This is a genomic window from Paraprevotella xylaniphila YIT 11841, assembly GCF_900683745.1.
GTDB classification, from domain to species: Bacteria; Bacteroidota; Bacteroidia; order Bacteroidales; family Bacteroidaceae; genus Paraprevotella; species Paraprevotella xylaniphila.
The window spans coordinates 3995777-4010146 of the sequence record NZ_LR215980.1 but is presented as its reverse complement, the minus strand read 5'-3'; the positions used below and the strand labels follow the sequence as shown (position 1 = coordinate 4010146).

The following is a 14370-nucleotide window of genomic DNA, read 5'->3' as shown; positions in this document are numbered from 1 at the left end:
ATCATGCCTTTGCCAAACATTGACTAACTTTGCAAACATAAGGACAATTAACGAAAACAACTGATGAACGACTACATACACATCAAGGGGGCAAGGGTGAACAACCTGAAGAATATCGACCTGGACATTCCGCGCAATAAACTGATTGTCATCACCGGCCTGTCCGGATCGGGCAAGTCTTCGCTAGCGTTCGACACGCTCTACGCCGAAGGACAGCGACGCTACGTGGAGAGCCTGTCGGCTTACGCCCGGCAGTTTCTCGGACGAATGAGCAAACCGGAATGCGACTACATCAAAGGCATCCCGCCCGCCATCGCCATCGAGCAAAAGGTGAGCAGCCGCAATCCCCGTTCCACCGTAGGGACTTCCACTGAAATTTACGAGTACCTGCGCCTGTTGTATGCCCGTATCGGGCACACTTTCTCCCCCGTGAGCGGTCAGGAAGTGAAAAAAAACACCACGGAAGACGTAGTGCAATGTATGTTGTCCTACTCCAAAGGCACGCGCTTCACCGTACTCGCCCCGTTGCAGGTCCGTGAAGGACGTACCCTTCAAGAGCAACTGGACAGCGACTTCAAGCAAGGATTCTCGCGCATCGAAGTGGACGGCGAGGTCGTGCGCATCGAAGACTTCATGTTGGAACTGTCCTCGGACCCGTCGAAAGGCGAACACCGCACCATCCATCTGCTCATCGACCGCATGAGTTGCGATGACAGCAAAGACAGTATTTCCCGACTGACAGACTCGGCCGAAACCGCCTTTTATGAAGGGAACGGGCAATGTATGCTGCGCATCGCGCCGTCGGGTATCCTGCACTCCTTTTCCACACGTTTTGAAGCGGACGGCATCACGTTCGAGGAACCGACGGACAATTTGTTCGCCTTCAACTCGCCGGTCGGTGCCTGCCCCGTATGCGAGGGATTCGGACGGGTCATCGGCATCGACGAAAAGTTGGTCATCCCCAACTCGGCCCTCAGCGTGTACGACGGAGCCGTGGTCTGTTGGCGCGGAGAAAAGATGGGCGAATGGAAAACGGAGTTCTGCCGTAGGGCTCAGAAAGTGAACTTCCCTATTTTTGAACCCTATTACAAGTTGACCCGGGAACAAAAAGATTATCTATGGCACGGGACGGCCGGTGCTTCATCGCCCGATGAGGAAGTCTGCATCGACAACTTCTTCAAGATGTTGGAAAAAGACCAATACAAAATACAGAACCGCGTCATGTTGGCGCGTTACCGGGGCAAGACGATCTGCCCCCAATGCCACGGCACGCGCCTGCGTCCCGAAGCCGGATATGTGAAAGTGGGCGGGCGGGCCATTTCGGATTTGGTAGACCTGCCCGTCACCGAACTGAAGAAGTTCTTCGACACGCTGACGCTCACCGCCCACGAGGCGGAAGTGGGCAAACGCCTACTCACAGAAATCAACAACCGCATCCGTTTCCTGCTCGACGTAGGACTGGGATACCTCACCCTGAACCGCCTGAGCAACACGCTTTCGGGCGGCGAAAGCCAACGCATCAACCTGGCCACGTCATTGGGCAGCAGCCTGGTGGGTTCGCTCTATATCTTAGACGAACCGAGCATCGGACTACACAGCCGCGACACGGACAAACTCATCCGTGTGCTCCGGCAATTACAACAATTAGGCAACACGGTCATCGTGGTAGAACATGACGAGGAAATCATCCGTGCGGCAGACTACATCATCGACATCGGACCGCAGGCCGGACGATTGGGCGGTGAGGTGGTGTTCCAAGGCGACCTACAGCAGATGTTGGCCGAGAAACCGCAGGGCACACGGAGCTACACCGTGAAATACCTGACGGGGCAGGAAACCATCGCCTTGCCGGACAGCGTACGCCCATGGACAAACTATATCGAAGTGAAAGGCGCACGGGCCAACAACCTGCGCGGCATCGACGTACGCTTCCCGCTCAACGTCATGACGGTGGTCACGGGAGTCAGCGGCTCAGGCAAGTCCACCCTCGTGCGCGACATCTTCTACCGTGCCATGAAAAGGCAGTTCGACGAAGTGGCAGACCGCCCGGGAGAGTTCCTCGGACTGGAAGGCGACCTGCAAATGGTAAAAAATATCGAGTTCGTGGACCAGAACCCCATCGGAAAATCCTCGCGCAGCAACCCCGTCACTTATATCAAGGCTTACGACGAGATACGCAAACTGTTCGCCGCACAACCGCTGTCCCAACAAATGGGTTTCACGCCCGGCTTCTTCTCTTTCAACACCGAAGGCGGACGTTGCGAGGAATGCAAGGGCGAAGGGACAGTCACGGTGGAAATGCAGTTCATGGCCGACCTCGTGCTGGAATGCGAGTCATGCCACGGCAAACGGTTCAAAAGCGACCTGTTGGAGGTGAAATTCGGCGGGCAGAACATTTACGACGTGCTCAACATGACAGTGAACCAAGCCATCGAGTTCTTCGACGCACAGGGGCAAGCCAAGATTTCCAAAAAGCTCAAACCACTACAAGACGTGGGACTGGGCTACATCAAGTTGGGACAATCGTCCAACACCCTATCGGGCGGCGAGAACCAACGCGTGAAACTAGCCTACTATCTCGGCATGGAAAAGGTGGAACCTACCATTTTCATCTTCGACGAACCGACCACGGGGCTGCATTTCCATGACATCAAACGCCTGTTGGCGGCTTTCGACGCCCTCATCCTGCGCGGCCACACGCTCGTCATCATCGAACACAACATGGATGTCATAAAATGTGCCGACCACATCATCGACCTCGGTCCGGAAGGAGGCGCGCAAGGCGGCAACGTGGTCGTGTGCGGCACACCGCACGAAGTAGCGGCCTGCCCGGACAGCTATACGGGCCGCTACCTGAAAGAAAAGCTCTGAAGTCCGGCCTGACCATATAAGAAGCCCCTCGCACATTCACCGTGCAAGGGGCTTCACCAACCTTAAAATCCACTATCCTCTACCGGACCATGGCTTTTACCACAGTAGTCCGTCCGTCGGCACCGGCCACCTTGAAGAGGTAAGCCCCTCTTGCCAGTACAAAAGCCACTTCGTTTCCTGTAGCCTCCTCGGTAGCCACAATCTTACCGTCGACCGTCACCACGGTCACGGCATCGCCGTCGGCCACACCAAACACGGTGGCCTTGCCCATACCGGACTTCACATATATATCATGCCGTTGGTCTGCATCCATACGTTTGAAACTCAAAGTAAAGCGTCCCTCAGCGACTCCCGCTTCCGCCGTCCGGAACGAGTAAGCCCCTTCTTTCAGGTCGGCCGCCTTGCCCGTCACTGCATCTTTCAGTATCACATATTCATAATCCCCGGCCTCGCAGTCTTCCGGAATGCCGATGGAGTACATTCCCGCTTCGGGCAGGCTTACGCCCACGCCTATCTTGCCTTCACGGTCGATGGCCGAAAGCAACGAATAACGTCCGCCGTCGCGTACGGCAAAGATTTCAGGTTCGCCGTTGTCGTTCATCCATTTCACGCCGTCGTGCGCCAAGTCGAATTCCATCGAGGCTTCTTCCGACGGCACCGCCATCAACTGCAACTCGTCATGGATGCCACCGGTTTCCACGCCTCGCTTGCCTGCTTCAGGCGCAATATAAAGCGCCAAGTCCGTACTACGTACCGGTTCCTGCACTTCTTCGGCACGCATCCCCACGTCAAACGTCTCCTTTTCTTTCAGGGTTGCCGTCTGCGTAAAGACTGCGCTGCCCGCAGGAATATTACCCTGTACACGCGTACCGTCGGATGACAAGCCCATAGCCGTGTAATACCCATCATTGGCATAGCCATACACCACACGGCCATATTCCATATCCTCGTAGTTCATCGTACAGAGGTATGGCGAACCGAAGAGGTTCCATCCCATGTTCTCCTTATGGGTGAACTTATCCCCGTCTTCATCAGCGGAACTCCAAGGAGCATTGAAATTATACTGCTTCAATTCGATGCTCTTCGGCTGTCCGTCTTCCTTGTAATCCGTTCCATAGAAACGCAGGGTCATGTCCTTGTCATGTCCTTCCGGTGCCTCAAAGAGCAACCCTTCCGTCACAGCCTCAAGCACACCCGAAGAAATATCCCTCCAAGCTTTCGAATCACTCTCCTCGAAAGCGTAGTCATGTCCTGCACGCAAATTCCCGTCATACCGGAATATGCCTACTTGGGTATCCTCTTTCCCGTCCACTGTCATACGGTCTACACGGAATGGCATAGCCACCAAGTCCTTATATCCGTTATCCGCCACCAGTTTGCGTTCTGCGGCAAAGTGCGTCAAAGCGACTTGCCTGCCTCCGCCCCACAAGCCGGCACCGTGTTCCAACAACAAGAACCCGGGGTTGAAAGGCGATGCGGAAGCATAGCCGCGCTTCAGGCGCAGTTCACCGCCTTCGCGCACGTACACCACTGACTTTCCATGCGGATAGTCACCGTCCGTCACCTCCGCGCTCCCCTCCACGTTCCATGTCTCGAAACAGCCGTTGTCCACCGTGCCACGCACACGCAGGTTACCCGCAAGGTCTTTCTCATGTCCGGCCCTCGTCATGTAAGTCTCGATATCCGTTTTCCCGCCATCGATATTCCCGGTATCCGTTTCCTTCAACTGGTATGCCCAATATCCATCGGCCACATAACCGTTCTCCTGTCCGGCCTCCACCGTGTTTTCCTTCGAGGCATCGCCCAACGTGCCGCCGTTCACAGCCGTCACGTTCACGGCCTTTCCTTGCCCGTCCACGGTCGCCCCGTCCACAATACTATTATATAATACTCCACCGGTTCCCAAATCCAACTTGCTGCCGGATGCAAGGATAGAAGTAGACAACATGCCTGCGGAAACTCTGTTATCTTCGCCCTTCACTTCAAAGCCGTCCACCACACTGGCACCGGTCATTTCCAGGGAGGACAAGGAAGAACGTCCGGAAACTTCCAACAAGCCCTTCCGTGCCGCCAACACGGCGTCGGGTGTTTCTCCGGCCTCATCGGCCATGCTGCCATACACTTTCACATTCTGGCGGGCCAGGCGCAACGGCAAGCCTTTCACGTTCCCGTGTACAAACACGTAACCGTTCTCCCCTTCGTGGCCCTGGGCATATACTGTAGCCAAATCGGCAGCCCCTTGCAAATCGCCCATGGCATTGGCCCAGTCGCTTCCACTTTGGTCTCCTCCTGCCACACCGGCTTTCACATAAATCACCGGTTTCAATTCCGACGCATATTCGTATGCTCCCACGTCGATGCCTTCTCCCACCGCACGCTGGCTTCCGGCCAAATCGCTTTCGGCAGACGGAATCGGTTCATCTTCTTTTCCCAACACCTCACGCTGATAGGCCGCATTGTCGCCTTTGTCCAACAAAGTCAGGTTAGGACGGATACGGTAGTCACGTGACAAAACATCCCCATTATCCGGATCCACAAAGTTCGGTCCATGCTCAATGTCGCTGTTCTCAGCTGTTCCCAAAGAGACATTTCCATTTCCGGACAACCCGTCCAACTCCTCGCCGTTCCTCCATGCCACGGAGTTGTACACCGCTTTCGGGGTGCCTTCCACAGCCTTCCTCTGGTTTTGCGCAAAGGTGGCATTGACCACCGTGGTTCCTGTCGTGGCTCTCAGTCCAGTCTGCCCGTCGCCCATCAAGGTATTCACAATCAGAATATCCCCGTTGCTCTCCGTCAAGTCGATGCCTGTAATATTGGCGCGTGAAGCCACATTCTTCAATGTGAGCTTGCCTTCGCCGGAAGCATTGGCCCGGACACCGGTATTACCGCTACGGAATGTCAAGCCCTCCACAGTCACCGGCTTACCCTTGGTACTGACATCCAACAGGATGGTATTCCCATCCTTAGCCGATATTACCGTAGGTTGGCCAAAATCCTGTTTACCAGCATCGTTATAAGAGCCTTTCACCGTCAGACTCTTTGTCACGATATCCTCCGTTGTGCCCATATTGATTTGGTAAGCCACATTGCCCGTGTACAAATTGGTCTTAATACTATATTCACCGGCTTTGATGAATACCTTTTTCTGGATGGTCGAAGGATTAGTTTGCGAACCGGTGGAATTGGCCATTGCATTCAAAGCGCCCCGCAAGTCGGAAGTAGCATTCTCCCAACTCTCCCCCGAACGGTCGCCGCTTTCTTCCGTAGCCACGTAGACGGCATCCAAGCTATACAGGTTAGTCGGATACTGGTATTCATACAAACCTATATCTATCTTCTTGTCTTGCTCTTGTCCCTGTTCATCCTTCGGGCCGGCATAACGTTTGTCCCCCGCCATGTATCCTTGGTACGCCTCCTTATTGCTGTTCATCCATTCACAGTAAGCTCCCGATTCCTCTCCCCCGACTGTTTTTTCACCATGACCGGCATCTACCAAAACAGAAATAGCTCCCGGATTCCAACGTGCATCCGACACATATCCTTCGACACCGGCCACCGTGGAGGGACGGGAGAAACGTGGCCCGTCAATATGGTTGTTTCGGGAATCAAGCTGTACAAATCCGGTCGACACCACATTATCTTCCAACGGTACATCGGAAGCTGAATAGACCATTTTAGCTACTGATACCGGTGCACCTTCCCCTTCATTGCCCCATACCACCGTATTGGTCAGTAACCCGCCGGGCACATATAAAGCCGCATATTTACTGGCCTTGTTCCTTGCAAGGGTATTGTTCATCAATTCCACCGTAACATCTTCACCGCTCGTAGCCAAGGCACCTCCCATCGAAGGTTGTCCGTCCAAAGCCCCGTCTGCCTCGTTGTTCACCCAAAGCGTATTGACGGCTTTGAACGAAGCCTTTCCACCGCGGCTTCCGGCCACGTATACCGCTCCTCCCCGGACGTCATTCACCGTAGTCCCTTCTCCTACCTTAGGATTATCCACCGTACCGTTTCCGGCAAACACGGAACCGGATACGACGACATCCGCATTCAAGGCATGCAATGCGCCTCCGCGCACAGCCTTATTATTCAACAGCCGGCATCGATTCAATGTATAGTCTACGCCATAGGTATATATACCGCCTCCTCGTCCAAATTCCTTCTGTCCTTCCAATGTAGAAGCCGTCTCGCCATCCATAATGGTCAATCCGTCCAATACCACGCCCTTGCTGTCCGTAACGTCGTCTTCTGCCCTACTATATATCACATGGTACACGTTACGTGCGCCTTCAGCCACATTCACACGTCCGGAAAGGATGGTCTGGTGGGCAAAATCCCAGGGCTCTTTCACACCGTTCCCGCTAAACTCTCCTGATTCACGTTTGTTCAACAAATCCTGTATCTGTTCAGGAGCATAATTTGATATATCCTCAAAATGAACTCCGCTTGCATTCACCAAGGATATCTCCCCCCAGGCATACGGTTCGTCTCCCTTAAACCCACCGAACAACTTGACATTGTCTGGAATGACATACGAATTGTCACGTTGGCTTGGTTCTCCCGCACTCTCGTCCGCCCCACCTTCACGAGTGTACAAAGGCTTATACGTGCCTTCAGCCAACCAGATTTCAAATTCAATGTCCTTTGCATTTGGAATGACCTTGGATGCCCGTACCTGGCGGATATACTTCAAAGCATCGCCCAAATGGAAAAGACTGGTATAGAACGAACATCCCAACAATTCGCCCTCCTTTCCGGCTTCTTCCTCTGTCAATTCCGTATTGTTGAGAGGAGATACGAAAATGCGCCGCACCACCTCATGCGCATTCTCCGGAATCTTCATCGTCCCCCCGGGATGCGCATAGGCTCCTGCATCTATCAGAGATTCTTCGTCACTTGTATTCTCCGCACGAAGATTGCCTTGCATATCGTAAATAGAAACATCAAGTTTGTCCACCCAATTCTTCTGAAACCTTACCGATGCCCCATGCTTGATCAATGCCGAGAACTCCCTTGGCACATAATAGTCGTTTTTGAAATAAAGTTTCCACTCCGTGGTCATTGACTTGTTGCCGTAATTGGACGGCATTTCATACGTCTCCACGAAACAGTTATTAAACGGGTAGAAAGCCGTCACCTTGGAGTCGATAGAAGCAAACAAAGCATCCGGGTAAACCTCTTGCGTGATACCGCTCACGTTCTTGTCGCTAGGAGCCGTATTGCCCCATACCACGGTATTGGCTGTCAACGCCGCACCACGCTCCACAAATATACCGCCCCCCGTACCTGTAGCCGTGTTCCCTGCCACCGTGGAGGAGATAATATAAGAACGCGTTTCCACTTGGCTCATATCTTTCCCTTCGGTACCGGCATAGATACCGGCTCCCTTTTCAGCCGTATTGCCCATCACACCGCATCCGGAAACCCGTCCACCGGGCAAAACGAACAGCCCGCCACCTTCCGTAGCCGTATTGTTACGCACCACACAGTTGCGCACATGGGCATTCTTTGGCACAATGGTTCCGCCCCCCCGGGTTCTTGAATCTCCATACCCGACGGTAGACGTAGCCTGTCCGTCCTCCAAATAGACACCGTCGAGCACAGCCGGCTTCTCCAATGCCGCCGTGGCTTCCGTGCCAAACTGCACGGCATGGTAGCCGTTCACCTCTTGACGCGTACCTGTGGCCTCGGAAACCGCGCTCAACACAGTCATATAACGGGCTGCATCGCGTGGAGATGCCTCATCCCAGTTTCCTTCCTCCGTAGACGTACCTTCCCAATAACCACCCTTGACCGTCACCCCCGCAGGAATGACGAAAGTATAACTTTGCGGGTCTTTGGGATCAGACAGCGTATTGGCATGATAAACCACTCCCTCTACATTAGCTCCTTCGTACCCGGCTATCTTCACCGTCACTCCGTCTCGGCTTGCCGCCAACCGTCCGGCTGCATTCAACACTTCCTGCAACTTCATGGCGCAGGCCGCATTCGCAGGAGAATCTCCCACGGCAGTCCCTTTTCCGTTGAAAGTCACATAAAATATTCCGTCGGCATCAGCCTTCACGGCATCTTCATTGTTCCGCTCGTATGCCCCGATGTCCACCGTACAGTCCTTGATACGGTCGGTGAAGTCAACATCTGTGGCGGGAAGGGATATATTGTCTCCCAAATCTTCCGTACCATGGTTCAAGCAGACCGTGGCAGCACTCAACCTGTAATTATTCTCGGTCGCGGCCTCATCTCCCTTTTCGAAAGGATTGGACGATGCAGCACTACCCGAATAACAGTCGTGAAGCCGACGTAAGACTTCGTCGCTTAAAGTTACGTTCGACTGTATGTAACTATTGTACGCCCCATTGAATTTTGTCACGTCCACAAAGCCCAACGCGGCATTGCTGTTGCCATAAATCAAACAGTTGTAAAGACGTAAGTTGGCAGAACCATAACTGTCACTAAAATACTGATGCAATCCGCCCGTTCCGTTAGACTGATTATAAGCAATCGTATTGTTGTAGAAAGTGGCCGCTTCGATAAAGATACCACCCCCATGGGTTTGTGCATAATTGTTAGCCACCAAGTTGTTATACCCGGTACCGAGAATCATGTACATGCCACCGCCGTATGATTCGCCACCTTCGTTACGGTTGTTCAGGATAAAACAATTGACCACCTTGCTGTTCTCTCCGTCACAATAAATCCCCGCCCCACGCGTACAACCGGAGGAATTGTAGTTTTCCGTCACCACGCAATTCTGCAAGGTCACGCCACGGAACATGCGCACGCCTGCACCACCATCTCGATTGGCTTGGTAACCCTTATAAAATCCGTGACGGATTGTGAAACCGTCCCATGTGGCTCCTTCATATTCCACATAACCTCCTTCTTGGTTCTCCCAACGGTAGGTGTTGGAAGCTGTCTCATCCGCTCCAGGAACGGAGTTGCCATAACCTTTATTTATCCAATGGTTGCTCCAATCATTCCAAGTCCATCCCCATTCCCAATAGCTATACGAACTCTCCCGACCCGACGGTGATTTGGTCGGCAAACACACATCCGGTTGGAACAACACAGGCTTACGGGTCCTACCCGGCAAACTACCGGAATTGTTAACCGGATTGGTTTCCTGTATCTGCAAAATCGTTTCATATAAATTCTTCTCCAAGCCCTCCGACTCCTGATTGGCCGGGATGTATTGCGAGAGCAACGGATGGCGGTCATCCAAACCCGGTGTTCCGGAAGCCGGGAAACCGCCCAATACCTCCACCTTGTCTCGGATGACGAAACCCTTATAGTCGGTATAAGTTCCTCCGGCCACCCATACCTGTACACGCTGGCCGCTCTCGGCAGAAGACGCCGCACGCTCTACGGCATATTGCAATCCGCCAATATACCGTTCATAACGTTTGTTACGGATATTGATACCAGAGGCACCCGTCACATGGGTCACTCCACCATGAAATTCCGTCTTGTAATTCACATTACTGGCCTCCAGATTATTTTCATTGAGATGCTCGAAAAACAACTTGCTAGCTCCGGAAGTCTCACCATAAGGACGGGCCGAAGCATCATAGAAACCCACATAACGCGAATCTGTTGTGGAAACACCTAATGTGTTTTTTCTGCCAAGGTCGTAAACCTCATTGCCCGCAATGGCATTTTCCCATGACGAGCCGTCTTTGCGGCCTGCCCCGCCGGCCGTGACATAAAGCACTGTCCCGTTCTCCGGCAGGTCGGCCTCGTAAGCACCTTTGTCCGGCATACCACCTAAATTACGCCCTTTCCCGACAATGTCCTTATCCAAATGCGAAGGTGTCCCGGCAGCCTTGTTTATCAAGCTTCCGGCCTCAGCGGAACTGGTATTCGGCAAGAAACTGGAATAGCCGCCCAGATAAGTGTCATATCCCATGGTCGCACCGGCTTGATTCGTGGGATTGGCAAAGTTTTTAGCCCCTTCAACCCCCAAGGAAGCTCCGGTGAACGTGTCAGCCCCCGCCGTGTTCCCGGCAGAAAAAGAAGAAGCCCCCATATCGGCAGGAGCCGACCCCATGTTGTTCACCACGGTGACATGGTACATCGTAAGGTCGTTGCACAAAATGACCGGATTGGTTTCCGTAGTATTCGTATTATTGTTGACCACACAATTCTCTAACGTCAGCTTAGCTGCGGAAGCCGAAATAGCCGCACCGTTCACCGCCGTATTATTCTCGAAAACCGTATTCCTCACGGTAACGTCGGCTCCGGAAGCCACCAACAAACCTGCCCCTTGGGTACTTGTAGCTTCCCCGGCAGCATATCCTCCTGTAACATGCAATCCGTCGAACACCACCTTGGCTCCTGCCTCGACGGTAATGCAATGGTAAATGCCGTCTTCCAGAGCCGTACCATCGGGATTCCCATTAATCCAAGTACGATATGTCAAAGGATCGCGTTCTCCCACTCCTCCTTCCATTCTCTGATAACCGCCCTTAATCGTCAACGTCGCCCCGCCCGGCATTCTCGATACATTCACAGTAGCCGTCTTAGGATCCAAATTGGTAAAGGCATAGCGCGGATAACAATCTCCTTCTGTAATACAAATCTCGAATGATTTTCCACGGGCTTTCTCCTCATCATAAGCTGCGAAGCAAGCTATGGCCTCATTGACGGAACGATAAGCTTTCTCCCAACTGCTTCCGTCGTGGCTCGGAGTGGTACACTCCATATCCACATACAAACGGATGACATCCCCGTCTTCCTGCGGATGCAACGGCATGGCCTTGACGGCCACGGCGCCCAAGCAAGGTTTCTGTGCGAAAAGCGTCCCGCGAATATCCAATTCCGGATTCAGCAAAACGTCTTCGGGAAACTGCCCCAATGTAAGTCCCCTGGCCCGTAAATTAGACCCGGTTTGGGGTATCCAATGATAATCCACCGAAGTCCAACCGGCTTGCACACCGATATCCTGGGGCATCTTTTCCGTTTCAAAGTCCGGAGATATCACACTTTCCTCAGGACGGGAATTGGCTTCCGTCAGCGAAATCAAGTTCTGTTGGAGGGTATTGTTCCACACGGCATTGCCCATGCCAGAAACAGCAGTATAAAAGAAACGCACCTTATCCACCGAAGAGTTATCAGCATAAACAGGAACGTTGATGCCATCAATCTGATTGTTCCACAATACGGAATTCACCACCAAGGCATATTCGTCCACATACAGTCCACCCGTACGGGAGGTTCGGCTCGCACTCGCATCTGCCCCATTCGGCGTGTTATTGTTCGTAATAGTGGCATGCAACACCACCCCTCCCCGGTCGCAATATACGGCACCATTTTTACGGCTCGTATTGTTACTGACCACCGAAGTAGACAATATCAGATATTCCGGATGCCGCCCGTCAAACCAGGCTTCATGGCTTGCCATGTATATTCCGCCTCCATCGTCAGCCGAATTATTAGCCAACATAGACCGCAAGACAATGCCCGTATTGTCCATGTAAACACCTCCTCCGCTACCATCGGCATTGTTATTATAAATCAGCGAACCGCTCACACATCCGCCTTCCATATATACAGCGCCTCCGTTCCCTTCGGCCGAATTCTCCGTGACAATACAATTATTAAGGTAGGCATTAGCCTGCATATAGACACCGCCCCCTCTGTCGCCGTCATAATCCCCCGCATATTCAACCCTTGCACTTCCTCCCTTAATGGTCACCCCATCAAGTACCGTGGAACGAGTGAAAGCACTCCCGTCCATACGGGCAAACCATACTACATGACTGGAATTGCTACCGCTCACCGTCCATTTCTGGTCATTTTCAGACCATACGCATTTCCGCCCCGTCTCATCCTCACTGACGTAACCGGACCCTTTCAATACCGTCAGGTACTCGTATTCCCAAGGTATGCCGCCGTCCTTAAGCTTACGCTCTCCCTTGCGGGTCTCTGTCCCGGCAAAACCACCATAAACGTTGATACCTTCTTTCATGATGAAAGCCGCAGTGTGCTGCTTGCCGTTCTCCATCAACTCCGTAGGAGCATACTCTCCCTGGGCTACCCAGACCTCGCCCGCCTGTCCGGTCTCGGCCAAACGGTTGATGGCTGCCTGCACATCCGGAAATGCTGTCTCCCAACTCTTGCCATCGGCACCGACCGACGAAGCCCCTTGCTTGACACGCAATACCCGTTCGGCCGGTACCGCCTGAAACTCGTATGCACCGATGTCTATCCTGCCATTAGAAAAACGTGGATAACCGGACAAGTCAACTTCTCCATAATCCGTGTAGACCTCGTCGGCACCTTTGTCTATAAATGCAGAGCCCTCCAACACTTCCCATGCCCAAATCGGATAAGCATCATTGTTCCAATCGAAATCACGGTCGAAACTCGTCTTTTGGGAGGGACTGGAAAAGAACGGTGAAGCCTGGGACCGGTCGTTGTTTTTATCGCTTACATAAATATTGCCATCTGCGTCGATGCCACCCGCATCCGTCACTTCATGGTAAGAAGAAGATTTGAACTTCGGGCTAATTTCATCAAACAGTGCCGTATTCCCCCATACCACGGTATTGAACACCGCATAATCATCCGTCTGCCGTGTCATGTCGATACCGGCTACAGTATTGCGGGCCACAGTAGAATTGACCACACGGGAGGAAGGAGATATACGGACTCCCCCATTCTCATTGTTAAACACGGAAGTATTCACTACCGTGCCGGCACCTTCCAACCAAATTCCTCCCCCGGCATTTCTTAATTCCCCGCGTTGGCCCGCCGCATTATTGTAAACCATGCAACGTTCTATCAACGACGTGTTCGTAGCTTCATCGGCATTCCCCTCTACATAAAGGGCTCCTCCCTGAGCGGCATAATTATTGAAGAAAAAGCACCGGCTGATAGTATAGGCGCACGCATACTCCCCGCCTTTCACTTCTATTCCTCCACCGTTTTGCCCTTCCGCATGCCCGCCCATGATGGTGAATCCGTCCACCACCGAGCGCTCGTTGTTCTTGTTATCCGACTGCGCACAATCCACGCTCACTTCCAATACCCGTACCGCATTGTCCTGCCGGGTAGTGTTCCCCGTATAAATCAAGGACGTAGGATCTATTCGGTCATCGCCATTCAAGTCGGCAGAAAGCACCGAACGGAAAGTGAAGCTGCAGGCCTTCCCCTGCGTGGCACGCTGCTCCACATCGGTTTCATTTCCATAAAAACCGCCATAGAGCCTCACGCCAGCTTTCAGGAAAAAAGGCTTGTCTTTGGCATCTACTTTGTACACGGCTCCTGCCTCAAGTCCCTGCACCCAAATTTCATCACCGGGGACAGCCTTCGACAAAGCGTCTTCCAACCCGTAAAACGGTCCGTCCCAAGCATTTTCCACCTTCGGAGCCTGACCGTCCGGAGTCACGTAATAACGTGTCTGTGCCATGGCAGCCAAAGCCATCATCCCCCATAACACCATAAACAAAGAAAAACGTCTTTCTGACATCCTTCGTACATTGAATGTATTGATTA

2 protein-coding genes are annotated in these 14370 nt (G+C 52.9%); one reads left to right on the top strand and one right to left on the bottom strand.

All coding sequences use genetic code 11. The annotated features are described in order from the left end of the window. The first annotated feature begins 63 nt into the window (after nucleotides 1-63). Nucleotides 64-2871: an excinuclease ABC subunit UvrA gene (gene uvrA / locus E0E47_RS16655; protein WP_130894232.1), complete on the top strand. Its 2808-nt coding sequence runs from the start codon at nucleotides 64-66 to the stop codon at nucleotides 2869-2871. Between the two features lie 79 nt (nucleotides 2872-2950). On the opposite strand, the gene E0E47_RS16650 is transcribed toward uvrA, so the two are convergent. Next, nucleotides 2951-14344: a right-handed parallel beta-helix repeat-containing protein gene (locus E0E47_RS16650; protein WP_130894231.1), complete on the bottom strand. Its 11394-nt coding sequence runs from the start codon at nucleotides 14342-14344 to the stop codon at nucleotides 2951-2953. Nucleotides 14345-14370 lie beyond the last annotated feature (26 nt).